The 24057-nt window shown below is 40.3% G+C and carries 22 protein-coding genes; 7 read left to right on the forward strand and 15 right to left on the reverse strand.

The features are described from left to right. Window positions 1-155: 155 nt before the first annotated feature. Together rpoE and AB3Y88_RS03650 are read right to left on the reverse strand one after the other, a co-directional pair. Window positions 156-743: a DNA-directed RNA polymerase subunit delta gene (gene rpoE, locus AB3Y88_RS03645; protein WP_228888873.1), complete on the reverse strand. Its 588-nt coding sequence runs from the start codon at window positions 741-743 to the stop codon at window positions 156-158. A 44-nt stretch (window positions 744-787) separates the two neighbouring features. After that, window positions 788-1222: a DUF1934 domain-containing protein gene (locus AB3Y88_RS03650; RefSeq protein ID WP_162256062.1), complete on the reverse strand. Its 435-nt coding sequence runs from the start codon at window positions 1220-1222 to the stop codon at window positions 788-790. A gap of 177 nt (window positions 1223-1399) precedes the next feature. Between AB3Y88_RS03650 and AB3Y88_RS03655 the strand changes: the two genes are divergently transcribed. Then, window positions 1400-2746 (forward strand): HD domain-containing protein, encoded by a 1347-nt coding sequence (locus AB3Y88_RS03655; RefSeq protein WP_228888876.1) that lies wholly within the window; start codon window positions 1400-1402, stop codon window positions 2744-2746. 215 nt (window positions 2747-2961) lie between these two features. On the opposite strand, the gene AB3Y88_RS03660 is transcribed toward AB3Y88_RS03655, so the two are convergent. The 4 genes from AB3Y88_RS03660 to AB3Y88_RS03675 all read right to left on the reverse strand — a co-directional run bounded on the left by AB3Y88_RS03660 (window position 2962) and on the right by AB3Y88_RS03675 (window position 6269). Further along, window positions 2962-3327 carry a DUF3899 domain-containing protein gene (locus tag AB3Y88_RS03660; RefSeq protein ID WP_162256063.1) on the reverse strand — a complete coding sequence of 122 codons (366 nt, stop codon included), beginning with the start codon at window positions 3325-3327 and terminating at the stop codon, window positions 2962-2964. A gap of 27 nt (window positions 3328-3354) precedes the next feature. Continuing rightward, entirely contained in the window at window positions 3355-4341 is a 987-nt protein-coding gene (locus AB3Y88_RS03665) for a hypothetical protein (protein ID WP_056959800.1), read from the reverse strand. Window positions 4342-4413: 72 nt separating this feature from the next. After that, complete coding sequence (locus AB3Y88_RS03670) at window positions 4414-5175, reverse strand: YibE/F family protein (protein ID WP_228888878.1); 762 nt, start codon at window positions 5173-5175, stop codon at window positions 4414-4416. Next, on the reverse strand, window positions 5172-6269 hold the full coding sequence (locus AB3Y88_RS03675; protein ID WP_056959804.1) for a YibE/F family protein: 1098 nt from the start codon (window positions 6267-6269) through the stop codon (window positions 5172-5174). Before AB3Y88_RS03675 ends, AB3Y88_RS03670 begins: the two co-directional genes overlap by 4 nt. Before the next feature lie 168 nt (window positions 6270-6437). Between AB3Y88_RS03675 and AB3Y88_RS03680 the strand changes: the two genes are divergently transcribed. Further along, a complete protein-coding gene (locus AB3Y88_RS03680; RefSeq protein ID WP_056959806.1) occupies window positions 6438-7421 on the forward strand; it encodes a biotin--[acetyl-CoA-carboxylase] ligase in 984 nt (327 codons plus the stop codon). A 199-nt stretch (window positions 7422-7620) separates the two neighbouring features. Here the strand turns inward: AB3Y88_RS03680 and nagB are convergent, their stop codons facing one another. Next, window positions 7621-8328, reverse strand: a complete 708-nt coding sequence (nagB, locus tag AB3Y88_RS03685; RefSeq protein ID WP_228888881.1) for a glucosamine-6-phosphate deaminase — start codon at window positions 8326-8328, stop codon at window positions 7621-7623. A gap of 573 nt (window positions 8329-8901) precedes the next feature. Further along, window positions 8902-9576: a hypothetical protein gene (locus AB3Y88_RS03690; RefSeq protein ID WP_056959808.1), complete on the reverse strand. Its 675-nt coding sequence runs from the start codon at window positions 9574-9576 to the stop codon at window positions 8902-8904. 175 nt (window positions 9577-9751) lie between these two features. On the opposite strand from AB3Y88_RS03690, the gene AB3Y88_RS03695 reads away from it, so the two are divergent. The 3 genes from AB3Y88_RS03695 (at window position 9752) to AB3Y88_RS03705 (ending at window position 11522) form a co-directional block, all read left to right on the forward strand. Beyond that, the gene (locus AB3Y88_RS03695; RefSeq protein ID WP_056959810.1) at window positions 9752-10360 is read left to right on the forward strand and encodes a GNAT family N-acetyltransferase; all 609 of its coding nucleotides are present in this window, start codon (window positions 9752-9754) and stop codon (window positions 10358-10360) included. A gap of 64 nt (window positions 10361-10424) precedes the next feature. Further along, on the forward strand, window positions 10425-10655 hold the full coding sequence (locus AB3Y88_RS03700) for a hypothetical protein (RefSeq protein ID WP_054757758.1): 231 nt from the start codon (window positions 10425-10427) through the stop codon (window positions 10653-10655). A 12-nt stretch (window positions 10656-10667) separates the two neighbouring features. Beyond that, on the forward strand, window positions 10668-11522 hold the full coding sequence (locus tag AB3Y88_RS03705; protein ID WP_056959812.1) for an aldo/keto reductase: 855 nt from the start codon (window positions 10668-10670) through the stop codon (window positions 11520-11522). 374 nt (window positions 11523-11896) lie between these two features. Here the strand turns inward: AB3Y88_RS03705 and AB3Y88_RS03710 are convergent, their stop codons facing one another. From AB3Y88_RS03710 to AB3Y88_RS03735, 6 genes are all read right to left on the reverse strand, one after another. Then, window positions 11897-12874 carry a ribose-phosphate diphosphokinase gene (locus AB3Y88_RS03710; RefSeq protein WP_056959814.1) on the reverse strand — a complete coding sequence of 326 codons (978 nt, stop codon included), beginning with the start codon at window positions 12872-12874 and terminating at the stop codon, window positions 11897-11899. An 83-nt stretch (window positions 12875-12957) separates the two neighbouring features. Next, a complete protein-coding gene (gene glmU / locus AB3Y88_RS03715; protein ID WP_056959817.1) occupies window positions 12958-14361 on the reverse strand; it encodes a bifunctional UDP-N-acetylglucosamine diphosphorylase/glucosamine-1-phosphate N-acetyltransferase GlmU in 1404 nt (467 codons plus the stop codon). A gap of 429 nt (window positions 14362-14790) precedes the next feature. Further along, window positions 14791-15627: a pur operon repressor gene (gene purR / locus AB3Y88_RS03720; protein ID WP_056959819.1), complete on the reverse strand. Its 837-nt coding sequence runs from the start codon at window positions 15625-15627 to the stop codon at window positions 14791-14793. A 414-nt stretch (window positions 15628-16041) separates the two neighbouring features. Further along, on the reverse strand, window positions 16042-17085 hold the full coding sequence (locus tag AB3Y88_RS03725; protein WP_056959822.1) for a PTS transporter subunit IIC: 1044 nt from the start codon (window positions 17083-17085) through the stop codon (window positions 16042-16044). A gap of 26 nt (window positions 17086-17111) precedes the next feature. Next, window positions 17112-18101, reverse strand: a complete 990-nt coding sequence (locus tag AB3Y88_RS03730; protein ID WP_228888884.1) for a D-2-hydroxyacid dehydrogenase — start codon at window positions 18099-18101, stop codon at window positions 17112-17114. Then, a complete protein-coding gene (locus AB3Y88_RS03735) occupies window positions 18098-19282 on the reverse strand; it encodes an aminotransferase class I/II-fold pyridoxal phosphate-dependent enzyme (protein ID WP_056959826.1) in 1185 nt (394 codons plus the stop codon). The genes AB3Y88_RS03730 and AB3Y88_RS03735 overlap by 4 nt, the downstream gene beginning before the upstream one ends. A gap of 546 nt (window positions 19283-19828) precedes the next feature. On the opposite strand from AB3Y88_RS03735, the gene AB3Y88_RS03740 reads away from it, so the two are divergent. Together AB3Y88_RS03740 and argH are read left to right on the forward strand one after the other, a co-directional pair. Then, window positions 19829-21070 carry an argininosuccinate synthase gene (locus AB3Y88_RS03740; RefSeq protein ID WP_056959828.1) on the forward strand — a complete coding sequence of 414 codons (1242 nt, stop codon included), beginning with the start codon at window positions 19829-19831 and terminating at the stop codon, window positions 21068-21070. A gap of 2 nt (window positions 21071-21072) precedes the next feature. Beyond that, on the forward strand, window positions 21073-22470 hold the full coding sequence (argH, locus tag AB3Y88_RS03745) for an argininosuccinate lyase (RefSeq protein ID WP_228888901.1): 1398 nt from the start codon (window positions 21073-21075) through the stop codon (window positions 22468-22470). Window positions 22471-23136: 666 nt separating this feature from the next. On the opposite strand, the gene ispE is transcribed toward argH, so the two are convergent. After that, window positions 23137-24015 carry a 4-(cytidine 5'-diphospho)-2-C-methyl-D-erythritol kinase gene (gene ispE / locus AB3Y88_RS03750; protein WP_056959830.1) on the reverse strand — a complete coding sequence of 293 codons (879 nt, stop codon included), beginning with the start codon at window positions 24013-24015 and terminating at the stop codon, window positions 23137-23139. Between the last annotated feature and the right edge of the window lie 42 nt (window positions 24016-24057).

The following is a 24057-nucleotide window of genomic DNA, read 5'->3' on the forward strand; positions in this document are numbered from 1 at the left end:
GAAGGCTCGCACAACAATCATAAAAAATAAAATAACAAGCTCCCTATTCACACTGAATAGGGAGCTTGTGATCATTTCCGTTCACGTTCCTCACAAAAAGCATGAGGTGCCCAATGAGTATTGTACCCAATCAAGCAATCACAGTCAAGTAAGATTTAACGACCTTCTTGTTCGTCATCATCTTCATTCAAATCATCATCCGAAAGCTCAGTCAATTGTCCCTCAATTCCATCTGGGAGTTCTTCTTCATCTTCCGGATCATCAATATCACTCAAATCCTTGCTGTATTCCTTCAATTCTTTGTCATCGTCACTGTCATCAGCATAATCAGCATCCAGATCATCATCTTCTGGATCATCATCGTTATAATCGATTACATCATCATCTTCAGCAGCATCGGACATAAAAGCATTGACTTTTTTTCTTTTTTTCTTTTTAGGTTCTTCTGGATCATCATCTTCAACGTGAATCACAGCTTCATCAATGGAGTCGTATGGATACCACGAACGCAGCCCCCAAAGATTGTCACCCAGAGAAATAAAACTGCCATCAACATTTAAATCGGTATAAAATTGTGAAAGACGATCTCTAATTTCTTCATCACTTTTAGCGAGATATTCTTGAACCTCATTAACTAAATCAGCAAAAGGGATCACATCCCCGCGCTGTTTAAGGATAGCATGAGCAACTTCAATCATAGACAATTCACTTTTGTTGGCATCCTTAAAAATTTCTAGCTCCAAACTGGTACACGTCCCTTCTACAGTCTACGTATTATCATACAATCTTAAGTAGTAAAATGCAATCTTATTTTATATTCTCCTAGTAACTGTCCACCACTGTATAATAAATAATCAATATTGATCTTGCCTGCTAAAGGTGCTTCACTTAGTCTGACAGTCAAATCAGGTGTAACAGTCTCAATTGGAATATCACCGTAGGGAGTCCGATATGTGGCCGAAATGCGGCGATTATCTCCAAAGAAAAGTTGCATCCGCAAATCCTCGTTTTTCCTGGTAAGCTGCACATTTCCATTTTCAAATACCTTAAAAGTCACAGTACTCTGCTCATCCGTTTCTTCATTGTAACGTAAGTAAAGTGAACTGCCCATTTGAAAAATCTGTCCTTGAAACTCCTTTTCATATTCAACTGTTTCTCCGTCCTGATTATGTCTAGTTTTTAAATAGATTAAAACAGGTGTTCCATTGCCCAACGCAACCACCTCCTTTTTAACACTCTTTGAATTAATTATATAGCATTTTGCCTAAATTAGTTAGTCTTTTGAAACGAAAGGTACTGTGCAGCTGTGCCTAGTTTAAGTTATAATAAGGCTAGATTAATCTAAACAAAACGATGTACAGTCAGGGGCTGAGGAACTATTATTGCTTACAAAAATAAAATGTTGCCGATGGAGAAAGTCCTTCGCGATCCGATCCATAGTTATATCTATATCCAACACCAAGTGATCCTTGATCTGATTAATACCCGTGAATTTCAACGTTTACGTCGCATTCGTCAGCTTGGAACTGCTAGCAGCACTTTCCATGGAGCAGAACATTCCCGGTTCACACATTCAGTCGGTGTTTATGAGATCACACGTCAAATTTGTGATCTTTTTCAACGAAATTATCCGACAAAGACACCCCAAGATGGGCTGTGGGACGATCATGAGCGCTTAGTAGCGTTATGTGCTGCTTTACTCCACGATATTGGCCATGGTCCTTATTCACATACTTTCGAACATATCTTCCATACTGATCACGAAAAATTAACAGTTGCCATCCTAACTTCTCCAGAAACAGAAGTTAATCAGGTCTTAAAACGCGTTTCTGCTGACTTTCCCGCCAAAGTTGCAAGTGTCATTCAGAAAAGCTATCCAGATCCTCAAGTAGTCCAAATGATTTCTAGCCAAATTGATGCCGATCGGATGGATTACTTGTTACGTGATTCCTACTACACCGGCACCAATTATGGAACTTTTGACCTTGAACGTATTTTACGTGTAATGCGACCTTATCACAATGGCATTACTTTCCACATTAGTGGGATGCACGCCGTTGAAGATTACATTGTGAGCCGTTTTCAGATGTATCAACAAGTTTATTTTCATCCAGTTTCTCGTTCCATGGAAGTTATTTTAAGCCATTTATTAAAAAGAGCAAAATATCTGTTTGAGCACAAAGACTTAGAAGCAATTGGAAACCCCAGTCTGTTGCTGCCTTTTTTCAAAAAAGATTTTTCGATTGACGACTATCTCAAGTTAGATGATGGTGTACTAAATACTTATTTTATTCAATGGTGTACCAGTCCAGACCACATTCTAAGCGATCTCGCTAAACGTTTTCTCAATCGAAAGCCTTTGAAATCAGTCCGCTTTTCTTCTAAAACCGCATTTTTACTTCCAGAACTCAGTAAACTCGTTAGCGAAGCAGGCTACAACGCAGAATATTATACTGCGACCAACGATAGCTATGATCTGCCCTATGATACCTATGTCCCTGGTAGTACCAAAAAAGCTGATCAAATTGAGTTGATGCAAGACGATGGTTCGCTGGTTGAGCTCTCAGCCGTCAGTAGTTTGGTGAGTGCTATTACAGGAAAATTCTCTGGTGATGAGCGTTTCTTTTTCCCAAAAGAGATGCTTTCATCTTCGGAAGATCCTGAAGTCTTTACTCCCATCTATCAGGCTTTCCAACACTATCTCAAAAACAGATGGGTCATCATCCCCAAAAATGCCGACAAATAACGCTCAGACCCGAAAAACCAGGTGCTAGTCTACAAAGTAACCTAGACTTGTGACAATAAGCTAATCCTCAGCATGAAGTTTGCTGGTAAAGAAGTCCTGAGAAACAGTCCTCTTTTTCTCAAAAAAATCCACCATAAAAAATGGGCACACTGCGCATTTCTCATCCAGAGTTGCTGAACTCCGAGTCTGAGATGCTAGTGTGCTCATTTTTTAGTTCACCAGGTTAAAAGAATCGAAAAAACAATATAGCCCAGCCCTACACTCAAACAACTTTTCCCTAAGCGGCTAAAGCGCAACGGTTTATCTTTAAGACGTCCGACTTGATGCGGGTCAATCTTGGCAGCCTGATATTCGGCATCAGTCTCGCCTTTTCTACGCCAGCGAAACCAACCTGCTAGCAAGTGCGCCCCTAATAAAATATCGACTACAGTACAACAAATTCCCAGCAGTCCCACCATAAACAAGCCGTCTGCAATTTGCAAACGTTTGAATCCTAGGATGCCTAAGAAAAAGCACAACAAACCGATGAACTGGAAAAATGCAACTGTCTTAACATAGTAGTGGCGCTGTAGCTTCTCCACCCTCATCATCCTAACTTCTAAGTTATTTTAATTAATCCGTGAATATTCTCCAGAAATCTCATTCATCTTTTCGACGGTCCCAGTTCCATAATCATACTTGTACATTCCCTTAAGATTTGAAACGCTTGTATTTGAGGGACTCGTATGTCTAATTTCAATTTGATACAGATGATCCGCCAGTTTCTTAACATAATACTGATCGCCAGCTTCTTGCGGAATACCTGTAACACTCCGAAACTTGCCTAAGATTTCTGAATCCGAGAGTTCCTCAGCAACTGATGACACTTGACTATTAGTTGCTGAAGAAATGGAACTTCCCGTTTTTTGCTTATATTCTGAACTAACAATTTTGGAGCTGCGTGCATTAGTGTATCCGCTACTTTGAGAGTTTGCAGCGCTCGCCGCGCTCGCAGAACTGGTGGAGGTTGCTTTGCTTTGGGCGCTTGCAATCTGGCCTGAATACTGTTTGCCTTTTTCTTGATATGCAACCACTGCCTGATATTTCCCAGGTAATGCCAAGAGCATTTCAAGACTGCCGCCAGCTTCTGAATAACGTGCAGCCTTGTAATAAGCAATCGTTTCATTGTAATACATTTTGGCCAATTTAACTGCCTGATACTCAGATTTAACTGCTTTAATTTGTTTAACTAAGCTTTGCGGCGTCTTAACTTGCTCCAGTACTTCTAGCTTAGCTGCAGCTGTTTCGAGCTGATTCGCTGTCACCGCTTTTTTGGCAGCTAGCAACGTTTTAAGACTATAATAAAGCTCCTTTGTTTTACGGTCCGCAGCTCCCTTTTCAACAACCTTTTCAAGCTCATGATATGCTTGTTGCGGGGCACCATTTTGCAAATCCGTTAAAGCCTTGCGGTAACTTGTCTTTGTCATCTCCGTGTTTTGTGCCACACTAGAACTGCTTTTTGAAGTAGTTTGGCTTCCTGCCGAACACGCAGCAGTCCCCACTGCAAGCATTAAAACTGCCATAGCGACTAATTTTTTCCGGACTTGATTATTCATTAAGCTTCACTCCCCAAGCGTGAATTCTTTATTATTAATTATATCACGACTAGGTAAACATTAATATCCAGGTTATTTTGACTGCTTCATTTTGTGGGCTTTGATGATCATAAATTCAATCGTAAGCCAAATAACCAAAATAACCGCAATTGCAGAATAGAGCACCAAGAAGGTCTCGCCCACAAAAATCTTTGAGTTTAAGTAATAACCAAACGAAGCATGTAATTTATACAGTAAAATGAATAACGCCAAATTACCGCCGAACATGCCGAAAAAGAGCGTATTAAAGGTCATGCCCATTATTTGAAGACCAATATTGCGACCACTCTTTCGCAACTCCGAGTCTCCTTCAGTGGCAGTCTGGCGAATAATCTCAGCCATTCCGCTTGCCACCGCAATTGCGGCTTCGGCAATGGCTCCCAAGGTACTCAGTAAAGTCGTAGTCAGGGCAATTTCTTCAAAATTAACTCCGATTGCTAAGTTAAAAGCTTCAATTTCTTCCGACTCTTCATTACTGAATCCATGAATTTGGGCCAAATGATCAAGGGGAACAATTAGCAATAACATTAATACCAGCACTGCAAGCGTTGCAAGGAAAGCTACATTTGTTTCTACTTCATCTGTGTTTCCTAAGTAAATGGTAATTGCTAGAATGCAAACTGCCGCAAGAAAGGTAACTGGTAAAACAGGTAATCCTCCAGCAATCAGAATTACTGTTAAAAATAAAAGCGTGAAATTCAGTAAAAGACTTACAAATGAAATTGCGCCTCTGCGGCCACCACTGATTACCATCAAAACAGCTAAAATAATTGTCAATAAACTTATTGTTGTCATTTTTCCGTTCTCCCCAAAGTAATTGCAGCCAAAAAGCTTGCTGTTGGGATCACTAATGTAATTCCAATTCCACTAATTAAGGATTGCACTAAGCCCAGTGACATTGTCCACGAAAAAGTATATCCAATTGAATTGCCAGTTCTAAAGTAAAGAATTGCCAATGTAAAGGTCTCTGCAAAAAAGATTAATAATAAGACATTCACTAACGGCCCCATGATCGACTTGCCAACCTGCTTTCCGGAACTGTATAGCCGCTTAAACCCAACCTGTGGCTGCCGTCGTTTCATTTCAAAAAGAGTTGACACAATATCGGTTGCGGCATCCATTACGGTTCCCAACAAGCCAATTACACTAGCGGCTAAGAAAAGTTGTTTAGGTTGCTGGGTGGCAAAGTCTAGTGCCTCATAATGCATCCCTTGATCATTGGTGATCCACATTGCAAAAATACAAATGGCAAACGCCAGCGCCGTCCCAATGACAATCGCCTCTAATGTTATTAAACACTGTTTATTCCAGCCTAAAATCCAGACCAGCGTGAGTGCTGTAAAAATCAGCGCACTGCAGGCAAAGATTGCAAAAAAGGAAGTAATATTCCAGTTAACATCCAACTGGACTATTAAAATAAAGAGGATGAAGTTAAATAAAACACTACCAAGTGCCCGTAATCCCTTTATTTTCATCACTAAGAGGAGTAGGCACAGCATAATCCACACAAGTATCGCAAAATAAGTATCACGTTTGTAGGTTGAAACCGAGACTGACGTCCGTCCTTTTTGATGATACAAATTAACAAAGAGTTGTTGTCCGACGTGAAATTTTTGATCTATTCCGCCAGATTTTGTATATGTATTGCTAAAAGTATACTTTTCACCCTTAGAAGAACCATTTAAAATTCGCCCAGTCAGTCTTTGAGTAGTCTGCTCATCACGATTACTAAATTCATCTTTCGTGACACTTGTTTTCCCATTTTCAACTGCTGTAACTTGCAGAATTGGTTGCTGGTACATAAAAGCATTATGGCTGGTAGCAAAATAAAGCGCAATGCCCCCCAAAAATATTACTGCAACTTCCAACAGTATTTTTTTTACTTTCAACACACTCACTTCTTTTTATTTTCAATTCTTTTTCTAAGATATCATGGATATCCTTGTAAAAAAAGAGAGCACTAATTTTCTTATGAGAAAAAAGATAATTGATCCTCATTTGAATTCTTGAAAATGTCCGGTTATAATCCAAGGTAAAAGTCTTTTAAGGAAGAAAATATGGATAACACACAAAAAGTATTGAAATTAATTTCAACTAGCCCAGATTACGTTTCTGGGGAGGCAATTGCAACCAAACTGCAGCTATCGCGCACTGCAATCTGGAAAATAGTTAAACATCTACAAGAAGATGGTTTTCCTATCAGCAGTAAACGTCATGCTGGATACTACTACACCGACACTGGCAAGTTAAACACCTTTATTATTCAACAACATCTAAAAAAAGAGTTGCGGACACAGTTAAGCTTTGAAGTTCATGAAAAAATCAGTTCGACTAGCACTCGTGCCAAAGAATTGGCAGTGCACGGCTCGCAAACCTCTCCTACCGTTATTTTGGCAAATCAACAATTGAATGGTTATGGTCGCTACGGACGCAATTTCGATTCACCTGGAACCGGAATTTATCTGAGCATCTTACTCAAGAATCCAAGTACTTCCCTAAACCCTGGTTTGTTAACAACTGCCACTGCCCTTGCACTCACACTGGCGATTGAAAAGAAACTCGCTGTTTTTCCTAAAATTAAGTGGGTTAATGATATCGTCCTAAATGATAAAAAAGTAATTGGGATCTTGACCGAGGCAGTTGCTGATATTGAAAGCCAAACCATCAGCCAGCTCGTTGTGGGGATTGGCGTTAACTACTTAACCGATCCGACAAGTTTCCCAATTGAATTGCAAAAACGTGCCGGAAGTTTGCGCCAAGCGGTCCTTGCTCAAAAAGTGTCTCGCAACATTTTTATCGCAAATATCTTAAACGAATTCTTTACACTTTACGCTCATTATGAAGATGGTGCCTTTTTAGACGAATATCGCAAACGTTCTCTGATGCTCGGTAAGGAGGTCACTTTAGTCCAAGGAAACCGCAAATTTTCTGGGATCGTTAAGACTATCGATGATCAAGGGCGATTGGTCTTGCATGATGGGACCCGCTTTTCATCTGGTGAAGTAACCAAAACTCGTCTTGTCACTGAAAAAAAACGGTAGTGCCTAGTGTATTTAGCCTTTCCTTTGCTTGTAAACGCCAAAAGAACGGGATATCTGCTTGCGATCACTCTTGAGAAAAATAAATATGGGCCAAAAGGCAGTATACTTATGCTACGAACTGAGCGAGGGGTGGAGTGTGTGTTGTCCCCAATTTTGTGTTCGTACACAAGCTACTGGCTTTTAGCCCATATTTTACTGCTTACTTTTTCAGTTTAGCAGCGGCTGCCTCATCAACAATCACTACCACATCAGCATGCTTTTGCAAGGCACTTGCTGGACAAGCCGGAGTTACTGGTCCCTCGATCATCGCAGCAACTGCAGCTGCTTTGGCTGCTCCAAAAGCTTCAAGGATAATCTTTTTAGACTTTAAAATTGTGCCGATTCCCATTGAATAAGCATAGCGCGGAACTTCATCTTTATTTTTAAAGAAACGCGCATTTGCAGCAATTGTTGACGGTGTTAAAGCCACTTTATGGGTGGCTGAAGTAAAATCAGAACCCGGTTCATTAAAACCAATATGACCATTCCTTCCAATTCCAAGCAGCTGTAAGTCAATTGGATTCTCAGCAATTACCCGGTCATAGCGCTTTACTTCTTGCGCTGCATCTTTGGCATCTCCTTGCGGCAAATAAGACCGCTTAAAAGGTTTGCTCTTAAAAAGGTGCTCTTGCATGAAATATTGATAACTCTGCGGGTTATCTGGCTTCAATCCGACATATTCATCTAGATTGATCGAAATAGCATCTGAAAAATCAAGTTTGCTTGCTACGAGCTTTTGATAGGTCGTAAGCGGAGTACTCCCAGTTGCAAGTCCAAAAACTGTTGCTCCATTTTTGAGGGCTTCTGCAAAAATCTGATAAGCTTCTTTGCCACCTTGTTCACTATCTTTAACAACAATCAGTTTCATTATGACTACCTCCAATTATTGGTATAGTCCTATTATAATTGGACTATACCAAAAAAGCAAGCTAACAGATAACTTTTCACCTAACAGAGTTATTCTAACATCCTTGTAAGCGCTTGTAAATGATTTTAAAGACTTAAAAAAACTTTTAAAATATTAAAAGTGCTTAAAATATGCTGTATTTATCTGTAAATTCAATTTCAAAATCAGATATCACTGTAGCAACGGCTGAAATTGTAATCCTCAACATTAAGCTTTACGCAAATCGTAAACACCCACGGCTGATAATTGCAGCAACTTAATTCATAACTTACAAAATGAAAACTAAAGTGCGAGTGGGTTAAAAGGCGTTTAGATGGCGAGAATCAACAGTATCAACCGAATAGTTCCGGAATTGGGTTGTCTGGTTTACGAGTTTAAGTACAGCTAGTTACCTTTTAGTGCAAGTTTCAGCACTCGCTGTTTGGAAATAGCGGGCACAAAAAAAGTTCGCGACTTTTTGTCCCAAACTTCTAACTAGCCTCTTCAAATTATGAAACTCCGGATTTAAAAAACGTAACACTGAAATTCTCTGCTCTAAATTTCCAGATCATGGTGGCGTAATGTCGGAAAAACTCTTTGATCTGCAATTCCAACTAAAGCTCCTTGAAAAATAAGTGCGAAAATAGTCCCGATATTAAGCGCAAAAATCTGCTGTGTAAAACCAAAAACAACCCCAATTGCAACAATTGGTGGAATAAAAGATACCAATTGTGCAGTACTTGGATTACCCTTAAAAAACTTGAAGCGTAAAATTTGCATCAAATCATCACATGGGTGCATTATCAAATTAACCCTTTGATAGATTGAAATTGCAGTTGCAATTAAAACAATTCCCACGCAATCAAGGACAATACGCAAAGGAAGTGCAAGATTACCAATGCCTAAAGTAACCAGCTCACCAGACAAACCCCCTACCAAATAAGAAAAAGAAACCATAAAAATTAAATTACCCACAACTCTTCTCACTGAGAGATGTCCGACTAAAAACAAATTAAGCAAGATTACTAAAAAGCCTTCCACAAAAAGAATCCAGCTCAACTGAAGAGCAGTTGCATGGGCAACATTGACTGCTGCTGCTGTCCACAATGCACTTCCTAGATTAAGAGAAACTGTCAGCGCATTACCTAAGCTATTTAAAAAAATTGAAAAAACGAAGTACCCAAGCATTAAAGGCAGCTCAGATGTTTTACTAAGTGATTTTTTTTCCATTACTTTGCTCCAATTTTAAAAAACATTATTCCATTATCAACAGTGATTATCTTACTTTAGCGTTTGAACATTTTCAATAACTTTACAAGATTATTATTTATTTTATCTAATAAACGCTTGTGCATTGCAAAAAAAGCGCTAAAATTGAGCTAATTTTACATAAGGAGTTATCTAAATGACAGCAGAAACTTTCAAAATCAGACCGGCAGTTCTCCAAGATGCTGCAACTTTAGTCAAACTGTACTCGTACTACGTTGAACAAACTGCAATTACTTTTGAGTATACTGTTCCCAGTATTGCTGAGTTTAAAAAACGCATGTTAAAAATCTCAAGGCGGTACCCCTACTTGGTAGCTTTAGTTAATCAAAAAATTGTGGGGTATGCCTATCTGTCTGCTTTTCATCCGCGCGCAGCTTATGGCTGGTCCGCGGAAATTTCCATTTACCTTGATCCAAAAACTCGTCATCAAGGGATTGGCAGTCGCTTATATGCAGAACTCGAAAAAATTGCACGCGCGCAAAATATTCTCAATCTTAACGCCTGCATTAGTTTTTCTGAAACACAAACCGCCCACCTCCCCTTAACAAGTGTCTATTTTCATAAAAAAATGGGTTACGTCCAAACTGCTCATTTTCACCAATGCGGTTATAAATTTTCAACGTGGTACGACATGATTTGGATGGAGAAGATACTCGCGGCGCACACTATCCCAGCTCCAAGTTTTCACAAGTTTCCTGAAATCAGCACTGCTTTTTACACAGAGCCAAATACTACTGATTGTTGAATTTTCATGGTAGAATGTGGGCAGATTCTTGAGGAACAACGATATTTTGAGAGGAGTGATAGCAATGCCTGAAAATGTTCTCTTCAATCCAGGTCAAATGATCTCCAGTAGCTATGATTATGAAGAAGCTTACTTAGCAGCCAAGATCTACCGTAAAAAAACAAAGCGCTATCCCTTGATCGTACAGGAAGAAAAGGGCAAACTTTACTACGTGTTCGACAAAGACCGGCCGGCTACAAACAAGCAGACAAGCAAAAGCTACCAAATTATCAAAAGAATTGAAAAAGATGAATAGGGAGGAACCAGTGTGAATTACGAATTAGCAAAACAAACACCTTTTCTTGAATTACGTGATGGCAATCGACTACCTCAAGTAGGGTTTGGTACTTATAAATTACGTGGGGCTGCAGGAGTAAACACTATTCAGCAAGCTTTAAACAATGGCTATCGTGCTCTTGATACCGCAGTTAATTACGAAAATGAAGGTTCTGTCGGAGCCGCAATTCGTCGGTCTAGCCTTGCACGTGAGGAGCTTTTTATCAGCTCGAAGCTTCCGGGTAGACATCATCAGTATCAAGAAGCACTCACCGAAATTCAAGAATCACTGTACCGTATGCAACTTGACTATTTTGACCTTTATCTGATTCACTGGCCCAATCCACTCAAAGATCAATATGTTGAGGCTTGGCAGGCATTGATTGATGCCCAACGTTTCGGCTTAGTCCGCTCAATTGGAGTCTCTAACTTTTTGCCAGAACACTTGCAGCGACTTGAAAAAGAAACTGGTGTCTTGCCGGTTGTCGATCAAATTGAGCTCCATCCTTACTGGTCTCAGCCCAAACAGCTTTCTTTTGACCGCGAACATGGTATTGTCACTCAAGCTTGGAGTCCACTTGGTCGCGCCAATGCTGTCTTGAAAGATCCGCTGATTAAGAAAATCGCAGTGGCGCACAACAAAACAATCCCACAAATTATTCTGCGTTGGGAAACACAATTAGGAGCTGCTGTGATCCCCAAGTCAAGTTCGACTTCAAGACAAATTCAAAATCTTACATTGTTTGATTTTGAATTATCTGCAGCAGAAGTAACTGCAATTTCTTCTCTTGATAAAGACAATGGACGCACTAACAATCAAAACCCAGCAGTTTATCAAGAATTTTAACCGAACTTGATGATTGGTGGACGTTAAATGCGTAGCTTAAAATAAATAGGGGTTGTGACAAAATTTAACTTTTGTCACAGCCCCTATTTTATTTCGGATAAACGTGTTCCATAAGTCAAAATTCTCCGTCTAACTTCGAATTACTCATAGCAAAGTACCCGCTATGTTCGTAATTTCGAGTTAGTACTCAAATTTTCCCGACTTATGTCACACTCTCTATTTTATTCCAGATAAACATGTTCCATAAATCAAAATACTCGATAACTCCACAGTTACTCATCGCCAAAGACATGTATGCCTGCAATTTTGCATTAATACTCAAAGCATACCGACCTATACCGCTCTCTTGTCTTATTTAACAAGGAAACTCAGGTTTAATTTTCTTCGTGAAAGCGTTTCTTGAAGAGTGGACTCACAGATTTATTCTCATGAATCCGTTTGATGGCATCTCCGATCAACGGCCCAACAGAAACTTGCAGTAACTTATCAATTTGTTTTTCTTCTGGCAGCTTAATTGAATCAGTCACCACAAGACGCTTGATAGGTGAATTCTCTATTCTTTCAATTGCAGGACCGGACAAAACAGGATGAGTTGCACATGCATAAACCTCGGTCGCACCGGCATCTTTTAACGCCTGAGCAGCTAACGTAATTGTTCCAGCCGTATCAATCATATCATCGATCAAAATGCAACGTTTGCCATCGACTGAACCAATAATATTCATCACTTCAGCAACATTTGCCTTCGGACGCCGCTTATCAATAATCGCAATTGGGGCTTTCAAAAACTCCGCCAATTTACGTGCACGTGTCACTCCACCATGATCAGGTGAAACAACTACTGCATCTTTTTCTAAACCAGCATTTAAGAAATAATCTGCCAGCAATGGAGCACCCATTAAATGATCAACCGGGATATCAAAGAACCCTTGAATTTGCGCGGCATGTAAATCAAGCGCAACCACCCGGTCTGCACCTGCCTTAACTATCATATCTGCAACTAACTTAGCAGTAATTGGTTCGCGCGGACGTGCCTTTCTATCCTGACGTGCATATCCGTAATAAGGCATCACCACATTGATAACTTCAGCACTTGCACGGCGTAAAGCATCAACCATGATCAAAAGTTCCATTAAGTTGTCATTTACGGGTGCAGAAGTTGATTGCACGATAAAGACTTCATCTCCACGAATACTTTCTTCGATATTAATCCTGATCTCGCCATCGCTAAAGCGATCAACCGAAGTTTTACCTAATTCCACGCCAACCGAAGCAGCAATTTTTTCGGCTAAGGGTTTGTTCGAATTCAAAGCAAATATTTTGAGCTTTGGATCATTATATTGTCCAGACATGACAGCCTCCATCTTTCATATTTATCTACAATAATTTTATTCACTTTTAACACTAAAATCAAGCTCAATTAGACTCTTATCACTTAATCATTCCCGTTCTCTTCTTCTTGCGCTGTTTGAGCACATGGATAACGGTCATAGTACCCTTTTTTATTGACTTGTCGTCCGCGGGCAATCGCCATATCCCTGGCAGCGACATCATTTGTAATGGTTGAACCGGCTGCAACATAAGCATGATCCGCAACTTCAAGTGGGGCGATCAAATTGGAAGCACTACCTATAAAGGAATAGTCGCCTACATGTGTCTGATGTTTATTTTTACCATCATAGTTTACAAAAACACACCCGCAACCAACATTGATATTTTTGCCCAGTGTAGCATCACCGACATAGGTTAAATGACCTACTTTTGTATTTTCACCGATCTGTGCCCGCTTAACCTCTACAAAATTACCAATATGAACGTGTTTGCCAATCTGTGCCTCAGGTCTAAGATGACTATATGGTCCAATATTGCTGCCATCCTCCATCTGCGCATTTTCCAAGAGTGAAGACGTGATATGAACCCCATCATGGATTACGCTATCTCTGATTTCAGAATGTGCCCCGATGACACAATCAGCTCCAATCACAGTTTTGCCCTTCAACAAGACTCCTGGCTCAATCACTGTGTCAGATCCGATTGTTACATCAACGTCAATGTATGTCGTTGCTGGATCCACTAACGTTACACCATTGCGCATATGTTTTTCGTTAATTCGCTTTCTCATCACTCGGGCGGCTTGTGCTAATGCAATTCGATCGTTCACACCCATTGATTCTGCAAAATTTTTCATCTTATATGCAGCAATTACTTTATCTTGTTTTTTAAAAATTTCCATCACATCTGTTAAATAATATTCACCCTGTGCATTATCATTTTTGATCTGGTGTAATGCTGCAAATAATTCCTTATTATCAAAACAATAAACTCCAGTGTTAATCTCCGTAATTGCAGCCTCTTCGGCAGTTGCATCTTTTTGTTCAACAATTTTTTCAACAATTCCAAGATTATTACGCTTAATCCGTCCGTAACCAAAAGGCTGGTCTGTCACAGCCGTCAAAACCGTTGCTACAGCCCCTTTTTGCTGATGATACTCAAATAATTCCTTAAAGGTTTGCGTGGTAAAAAGCGGGGTGTCTCCACACGCAATCAAAGTAATTCCGTCTTTTCCCCCTAAAAGCTGTTCAGCTTGCAAAACTGCATGCCCTGTTCCGAGCTGTTCTTTTTGCATCACATAGGCGGTCCGCTTCCCCAAGGTTTCCTTCACCTTGTCCGCACCATGACCAATTACCGTTACAACTTGGTCCATCTTGTTTCCTTCAATCTGGGTCAACACATGATCAACCATGGGTTTCCCACAAACTGGATGCAAAACTTTGTACAACTTGGACTTCATTCTTGTGCCTTGTCCGGCAGCAAGAATAACCGCATATTTCGCCGTCATTTCAATGTCTCCTCTAAGTTTTAGTGTTTTCCCTATTAATCATACATTAGTGACTTCTGCTGTGCAAGAACCGGTCACTTCGCATCATTAAAAATACGTAATTCTAAAAATTTCCAAGTTCCTTTGGATAAAAAAGGGACTGTGACAAAAGTTAAATTTTGTCACAGTCCCTCTTTTATTCCGGATAAACGTGTTCCATAAGTCAAAATTCTCCGTCTAACCTCGAATTACTCATAGCAAAGTACTCGCTATGTTCGTAATTTCGAGTTAGCACTCAAATTTTCCCGACTTATGTCACACTCTCTCTTTATTGCGGTCAGTGTGCTCCTTCAGACAAGCTCTTCCATCTAACCTTAAATTACTCGGAGTAAACACGCTTTGTCGATCATTTTAAGTTAGTCTCAACCTTTACCGTCGGCCTGCAAAAAACTACTTTTTGTCACCATAGACTCTTTCAAGATAATTTCCTGCACTTACCTCAATCGTCTTGTCCAGGGTATTGACCTTGTCAACTTTCAACAAAGAAGTATAGTCATCAATCATGCGGTGGCCCTCAAATGCTGCTTCCGCAAAAACCGTAATTCCTACCAGTTCAGATTCAAACTCTTCGATCATACTTTTCATTCCATTAACAGTGCCGCCACCCTTCATGAAATCATCCACAACTAAAACATGTGAACCCCGTTTGAGACTCCTTTTGGAAAGTTCCATTTTCTCAATTCGTTCACTTGAACCAGAGACGTAATTAACTGAAACCGTAGAGCCTTCTGTAATCTTAGAATCTCTTCTCAAAATAACAAACGGAACATTAAGATAAGTAGAAACACTTTGTGCAATTGGGACCCCTTTGGTAGCAACTGTCATCACCGCATCAACTTGCCGATCAAGATATTGTCTTGCAATCACTCGTCCGACTTCACGCAAAATATCGGGTCTACCTAATAAATCAGATAGGTAGACATAACCACCCGGTAAAAGGCGGTCTTTTTCAGATAATTTTTCCGTCATTTCTGCAATAAATGCTCTAACTGCATGTTCATCAATTGAAGGAATAAAGCGTGCACCACCAGCGGCTCCGGGAATCGTTTCCAAAATACCGATCCCTCGTGCTTTAAATGTACGTTTAATAATAGATAAATCTTCGCTGATAGATGATTTTGCAGATTCATAGCGTTCTGCAAAATAGGTCAAAGAAATCAGCGTATGTGGCCGTTCAAGCAAATAATTAGTCATATCGATCAGCCGATCACTTCTTCTTGTTTTCACATTAAGTCCTCCAATACTTCATTTCAAAATATCATTATTAATAAAATATTCTATCAGTCATTATAAGGCATTTTACGTAATTTGCATAGTTTTTTTACCTCAATTACAAAAATAGTTCGTTTTTGTTGCAAATTATTCTGATCATCGCTCTTTTTATTTCTCAAAAATTAATTTTGTCTAACATTCGTCTTTGACAAACACTTCTTTACAGCGCACTCAGCACGCCTTTAAGACTCCGAGATTGAAAAAAACTCAGAGCTGCATTCGCAACAGTTTAAAATAATAGCCAAAATTCCATTTGCAGCTTCAAGAATAAAAAACCCATAATCATTAGCTCTTTTAGCTAACAATTATAGGTCATCCTAATTTAAAATTATCCTATGCTGTGGCTTAAGTTGAGATCCCTAGCAGTTACTAAATCTGTAAAAGTAAATCATCGGCACGGAACCACTTCAACCTCTCTACAAAAAGATAGCGGGAAAGATAAGCTAGTAAGACTGGTAAAACGACAAACAGGAGCACCAACAATCCCAAGTTCACGCCCGAATGTGGCATTTGCTGATAGGCCGCTGAAGGTCCAATCAAGCCACTAAAACCAAAACCGGCACTCATTGGATTCCCCTTAATACCAAAGATTGCCCCCACAAAGCCCATTATTCCAGCATTTATACTTAATGGAAAAAAGAGTGCTGGTTTTTGTAACAGATTTCCCATTTGAATCTTGGGTGAACCAATAAAATGTGCAATTGTAGTTCCAAAGTTATTTGCAGTACTGCCGTAGACCGCTAACATAAAACTAGCAGCTGTAATTCCAAGATTAGCAGACCCCGAACCAATTCCAGCTAAACCAATGGCAGTCGCTATCCCAACCGAACTAATCGGTGAAACAACTAAGATTCCAAAACAAATCCCCATTAAAAGTCCCATCAGCAACGGCTGCAGAGTCGTTAAATGTGCGATTAAAGCTCCAATCGTAGTTGCAACCAGCTTAACATATGGCAGCACAAGCAAGCCTGCACCACCCGCAATCACAATTACCAATAACGGCAAAAGCAGGATTGTATAGTTTTTGAAACGGTCGCCTAAAAATAGTGCCAGCCAGACTGCAAATGCAATTGTCAGTCCCGTATTTATAATATCGCCAGTTCCTTTTAAAATAAAACTCCCGTTAACTTGTTGCATTACACCTGAACCGACCATCGCTGCAATTCCAACAGCTGAAATCTGAATGGGATTCAATTTAAACTGAATTGCGACACACAAACCAGCAATTACCGGAAGTAAACTCATCGCAAAAGTCGTCATCATCACTATTTGCATTGCTCCTGGCAAAATTCCTTTTAGTGCTTGCATTAATTGCCCCACTAAAGCTGCTGGCACAAGTGCTACGACTACACCTAAACTGATTCCATTCAGTACATTCATACTGTACTCTTGACCTGTAACTTTTTTTATCATCTTCTTACCTCATATTTTTAGTTTATTTAGGAAACCTGATGTTCGCTGCGACCACCATGGAGAATCGTAACCACATCGTCCAAACTAATATCAACCATGTTTTTGACCGCAATATTAGTATAAAATCCGACATGTGGTGTCAAAATTACATTGTCAAAAGAACGCAGCCGCTCAAGCTGTTGACTTGGCAATTTTTTCCCTTCTAGGTTGAAATTAAAGAAATTTTCTTCACCTGTTAATGTATCGAGTGCTGCCCCAGCAAGTTGCTTGTGTTCTAACGCCGTAATCAAGGCTTCCGTATCGACCACTGGACCTCGGCATTCATTTACCAAAAAAGCAGTCGGCTTCATCAAAGAAAGTGCCTTTTTATCAATCAGCTTGACAGAAGTCGGGTTCAAATCAACATGTAAACAAATTACATCTGCTTGTGCTAAAACTTCTTCTTTGCGCTTGTAAGTTAAAATACTTTTAAGTTCCTCACGCTCTTGAACATCATATGCAATCACGTTGGCACCTAAGGCATTAAAGATTTGCGCACTTGTGGCCCCAATTCGCCCTGCTCCAATGATTCCAATCGTTAAAGAATGGATTTCAGCTGCTTGCAGCCCCACCCAGCGAAAATCTTGTTTTTCCATTCTTTTATCAAAAATTTCCAAGTTACGAATCAGCCGCATTGTATGTGCCAGAGCTAGCTCTGCAACAGATCGTGGAGAATAGGCAGGAACATTTGTCACCACCAACCCGTTTGCGACAGCCGCCTTAACATCGACCATATCATATCCCGCAGTTCGGGTTGTAACCTGCTTTAATCCAGCTGCTTTTAACAGCGGATAAACTTCTGCTTCAATCTTGCTGCGTTGTTGGACAACTAACCCATCAAAGCCGGCAACCTTGCTAGCCGTCTCAGGATGCAATTCCCAAGGAACTGTTGTAACTGCAATCTGATTGCGCTTTTCCCATGCTTTTATTGCGGCTTTTTCATCATCGCGCACACTCAGCATCAAAATTTTTGTCATCTGCTTTTTGCTCCTTTGTTTTCCTTAACATAACTGCCGACACGTTCCATTGCTGTAATAATATCTTCCATACTTGCAGCATAGCTGATACGCACATAGCCTTCACCGCCAGGACCAAAGCTGCTGCCACCAATCAAGGCAACTTTGGCCTTTTCAGCTAGATCATAGATAAATTTCTGATCATCCTGAATTAACCCCTGGGGAATCTTAGCAAAGAGGTAGAATGCCCCTTCCGGCTTGGCGCATTCAAAACCATAAGAAGTCATTTTTTCAAATAAATAATCGCGGCGTTTGCGATACTCCTTTTTCATTGCATCGCTATCGTTTATCCCATTAGCAAAAGCCTCTGTTGCAGCAGCCTGCGTCATGGTAGAAGTTGTCGTGATCGTGAACTGGTGAACTTTGCTTAACTCCTGTGCAATCGCACGAGGTGCACACATTATTCCAATTCGCCAGCCTGTCATTGCATGCGACTTGGAAACACCATTTAACAAAATAGTCTGTTCACGCAGCGATTTGGTTAACGAAGCATGCGGTGCATCATAGTTGAGCTCACTGTAAATCTCATCACAAATTGCAAAGATCTGTTTGCCTTTGATTACAGCTGCAAGCTGATCTAAATCAGTTTGACTATAAGTAACCCCAGTCGGATTAGAAGGATAGTTAAGAACGACTGCCTTAACATTTTCATGCTTGTCCAACTGCTCTTGCAACATCTCAGGCGACATTCTGAACCCGTTTTTGGAGGTGTCAACTAAAATTGGGGTGGCTTGATTCAAAAGCGTAATCGCAATGTATAGCGGAAAAATTGGCGTCGGAATAATAACTTGATCGCCTGGATTCAAGATGGAAGTTAAAGCCGTGTAAATCGCTTCTGTCGCTCCATTAGTCACGATCACTTCATTCATTGGATCATATTGCTGCGCATACTTTTGCTGTAGAAAAGAAGCAGCGGCTTGACGCAATGCGACCGTTCCATTCGAAGGCGCATAATGAGTTTGATTCTCCTGAATACTCTTAATACCTGCTGCTTTAATATGCTCTGGTGTTGCAAAATCAGGTTCACCCATTGTAAACTTGATAATTCCAGGAATCTTCGAAGCAAACTCATCAAAAGTCCGAATATCTGACGGTTTGAGTAATGAAAGTTCCTTTTTCATACTTGAAACTAGTGATTTCATAAACTAACCCTTCCTTTCAAAATGACACAAAAAAGCCAGAAGACTCCAACAGTCCTCTGGCTTTTTACATTCTTTATTTGAATCAAAGCCGTCAGACTATTGTTACAGCTGTGCGGCTTTGCTAAAATTCCTCAGCAAATTAACTCTTGTTTTCCCCACAGATGCAAATACGTTTGCAAACGTGTTTGCACCTCATCGAAATTCGATCAACTACAAACACTCGTGAAAAAACCAAAAGTAATAGTAACCATTCAATTGTGTGAGTCCGCTATTTGAGATCATAATTAAAAACTCCTTAAAATTGAATAAATTGACTATAACCTAAAAAATAAAAACTGTCAATGTAAAATCTCAAAAGTCCACACACTGATCCCTGATAATTTCTGGAAGCATACTTTATATTGATTGTGTATATTCACTCTAAAGCTTATATTTATTCAAAATATCCGTTAAAAATACTTTTTTTGTAAATATTATTGCATTTAACGCATATTAATGTTATTGTTTGATCAATCGCAAGCCATAACAATTGAGGAGTGTATTATTATGAAAAAAGAAAAAGTTGTTCTCGCATATTCTGGTGGTCTGGATACATCAGTCGCCATCGCATGGCTTAAAAATAAAGGGTACGATGTCATTGCCTGCTGCATTGATGTAGGTGAAGGCAAAGACTTGGAAGCTATTAAACAAAAGGGACTAGCGGTGGGTGCCACTGTTTCTTTAACGATCGATGCTAAAGAAGAGTTTGCACATGACTATGCGCTCGTTGCACTCCAAGGCCATACCTATTATGAAAATAAATATCCGCTGATTTCAGCGCTTTCACGGCCACTGATTGTAACCAAGCTAGTCGAAGTTGCAAAGAAATACAACGCAACTGCAATTGCTCATGGTTGCACTGGTAAAGGGAATGATCAAGTTCGTTTCGAAGTCGGGATTCACGCACTTGCACCAGAAATTAAAATTGAAGACCCAATCAGAGATTGGCACTGGTCACGGGAAGAAGAAATTCAGTATGCTGCTGAAAATGAAATTCCAGTCCCAATCAATAAGAAAAGTCCCTACTCGATTGATGAAAATTTATGGGGCAGAGCAAATGAATGTGGTATCTTAGAAGATCCATGGGCAAGCGCCCCAGAAGATGCTTATGCACGGACAAACGCAATCGAAGATACCCCTGATCAACCGACAACTATCACATTGACCTTTGAAAAAGGAATTCCAACTAAGTTAAATGAAGAGCCTTATTCGCTAGCAACATTGATCATGAAGCTTGACAAGCTAGCTGGTCAGCATGGAATTGGCCGGATTGATCATATTGAAAATCGGTTGGTTGGAATCAAGTCGCGGGAAATCTACGAGTGTCCAGCAGCCACAGTCTTAATAAAAGCACATAAGGATTTGGAAGACTTGACTAGCGAACGTGATCTGGCACATTTCAAACCTGTAATTGAACAAAAGCTCAGTGAGATTATCTATAATGGACTTTGGTTCTCTCCTTTAACAAAAGCTCTTTTAGCTTTCTTGACAGCATCGCAAAAAAATGTGAATGGCACAGTCAGGATTAAACTTTTCAAGGGAAATGTAATTTGTGAGGGACGGAAGTCACCTAATTCTCTCTACGATAAAAATCTTGCAACTTACACGGCAGCGGATGAATTTGACCAGGAGGCGGCGGCCGGATTTATTAAACTTTGGGGTTTACCATCACAAGTTTATGCTCAAGTACAACAAAAAAGTGTGGCATCAACTAAAAAAACCCCGTCAATTCCAAGCGAGGTTCAGTAATGATGGGCAACAAAAAACCTTGGGGCGGGCGTTTTTCAAAACAAAGTGCCGCTTGGATCGACAGCTTTGGTGCCTCCATTAGCTTCGATCAGGAAATGGCACATGAAGATTTAGAAGGCTCACTTGCACATGCCCAAATGCTCAAAAAAGCCGGTATAATCAGTCCGGCAGACGCCGAACAAATTATCGCTGGTCTAAAAGAGATTGAACATGATCTTAAAGCAGGCAAGGTAACCTTTGATGTCCAACTTGAAGATATTCACATGAATATCGAAACCCTACTCACTCAAAAAATCGGCCCTGTCGCTGGTAAATTGCATACTGCCCGCAGCCGCAACGACCAAGTTGCAACCGATCTTCATCTCTATTTAAAACATCGTCTCCCTGAAATTAATGCCGCGCTTTTGGAATTACAGGAAGTCTTGGTGCAAAAAGCACAGCAACATGTAACGACGATTATGCCAGGTTACACGCACTTGCAGCATGCTCAGCCGATCTCTTATGCCCATTACTTGTTGGCCTATTATCAAATGTTCAGTCGTGATCGTGAACGTTTCGAATTCAATCTACAACATACTGACATTAATCCTTTAGGTGCGGCAGCTTTGGCAGGAACCACTTTTCCGATTGAGCGTGCATACACTTCAAAGCTTTTGGGCTTTTCAAAAACCTATTCAAATTCTCTTGATGCCGTCTCTGATCGTGATTTTGTCTTGGAATTTCTTAATAATGCTTCCATTTTAATGGTGCATCTCTCGCGTTTTTGTGAAGAAATCATTCTGTGGTGCAGCTACGAATTCGGCTATCTTGAACTTGACGACTCTTTTTCAACCGGTAGTTCAATCATGCCGCAAAAAAAGAACCCCGACATGGCTGAACTCATTCGGGGTAAAAGTGGACGCATCTTTGGTCATCTTCTCGGACTGCTCACGACGATGAAAGGTTTGCCACTTGCATATAATAAAGATCTGCAAGAAGACAAAGAAGGTGTTTTTGATACCGTCAAGACTATTATTCCAACGCTCAAAATTTTCACAGGAATGCTTAAAACACTCAAAGTAAATACCGCAAAAATGGAACAAGCGACCACCCACGATCTTTCGAATGCAACAGAATTTGCCGATTACCTTGCAAGCAAAGGCTTACCATTCAGGGAGGCACACCGGGTCGTCGGAGAACTCGTCTTAAAATGCATTGCAGAAAAAAGAAATTTGCAGGATTTGACGCCAGCAGAAATGCAAGCCGTCTCACCGCTAATTGCCAACGACATTTATGCAAAACTAACTTCAAAAGAGGCTGTTGCCCGTCGGAATTCTTTTGGTGGAACCGGATTTTCCCAAATTAAAAAACAACTGGCACAAGCACGCGCGGAATTGGCTTCAAATTCACCCAAAAACTAGCATTTACTAGCTAGCATCAATTCTCGTTCTACCTCATTGAATGAATAAGCTAAACCAAGTTCTAGGGCTGGGTCAAAAATTAAATTTTGACCTGGCTCTTTCTAGTTATTCTGGATAAACGTGTTCCATAAGTCAAAATTCTCCGTCTAACTTCCAATTACTCATAGCAAAGTACTCGCTATGTTCGTAATTTCGAGTTAGTACTCAAATTTTCCCGACTCATGTCACACTCTCTTTTTTATTCCGGATAAACGTGTTCCATAAGTCAAAATTCTCCGTCTAACTTCAAATTACTCATAGCAAAGTACTCGCTATGTTCGTAATTTCGAGTTAGTACTCAAATTTTCCCGACTTATGTCACACTCTCTTTCTAGTTATTCCGGATAAACGTGTTCCATAAGTCAAAATTCTCGATTGACTTTGAACTCCCCAGCCCAAAATGCGCATGCTGTTCGCAGTTTGGCGTTAGTATCCAAATTTTGTTGATCTCTCGCTCACGTACCATTTTAAGTACATTAAACCTGAGGCCAAAAATGCAACCTGAGCTATTTTATCAGTACTGTATTTATAATTTACCTTCAAGCAGTTCAAAAAAATACAGTTCAAAAAGCTGAGTTACTCAACACTTTGAACTGCGTTTAAGCTGTTTTGTGCTTGGTTGAATCTTTAGCATTCTGCTTCAACTGAATCAAGTTTGCACGGACGTACCAAATAGACTTCATCGCAAAAACCTTTCAAACTGTTGTAAACGTGCTGTGCTCGCGAATATCTTGAACAAAGCCCAAAAACTGTCGGTCCACTGCCAGTCATTTGTGCAACTTCTGCGCCAAATTCAAGCATCTTATCCTTCAGTTTTTTTACTTCTGGAAGTACTGTGACTGTGATCTCTTCCAACGTGTTCCCCATTGTTTGAAACAACAATTCTTCATCCTTTTGTTTGATCGCCTCTACCACTCGCGTTACATCCTGATGAGCCAATTGGGCATATGAAATCTTTTTGAGAATGGTAGGCGTAGAAACACTTGCCTTGGGTTTAGCCAATACAATCCACATCGCAGGTAATTCACCTATAGGCAGGATCTTCTCTCCCTTACCCGTCACGAGCGCCGGTTCGCTGTACACACAAAAAGGGACATCAGAGTCAATCTCTAGTCCGATCTCAGCTAATTGAGCCCTTGAAAGTTTCAACCGCCAAAGCTTATTTAAAGCTCGCAAAACTGCGGCAGCATCTGCAGAACCGCCGCCCATCCCTGCAGCAACTGGAATTCGCTTGCGAATTCTGATTTGAACACCTTGATGCCCCGCAAACAGCTGCTGCATTTTTTTGGCCGCCTGATAAGCTAGATTATGATAGTCCTGCGGTAGAAAACCCTTGTCAGTTTCAACCTTGACCCCCGTAAAACGGGCAGCAGATTTGACTTGGACATAATCAGCCAGATCAACCGCCGTCATTACCATTCGCCACTCTGGGGCGCCATCAAGATGACGAAATGGAGTGTCCAGAGATAGATTAATTTTGGCTGGCGCTTTTTCGATAATCTCCATTCTGTCACCTACTCAAATGTTTTAATTCTATTATACTTAAAA

The organism is Liquorilactobacillus satsumensis, assembly GCF_964065465.1.
GTDB classification, from domain to species: Bacteria; Bacillota; Bacilli; order Lactobacillales; family Lactobacillaceae; genus Liquorilactobacillus; species Liquorilactobacillus satsumensis.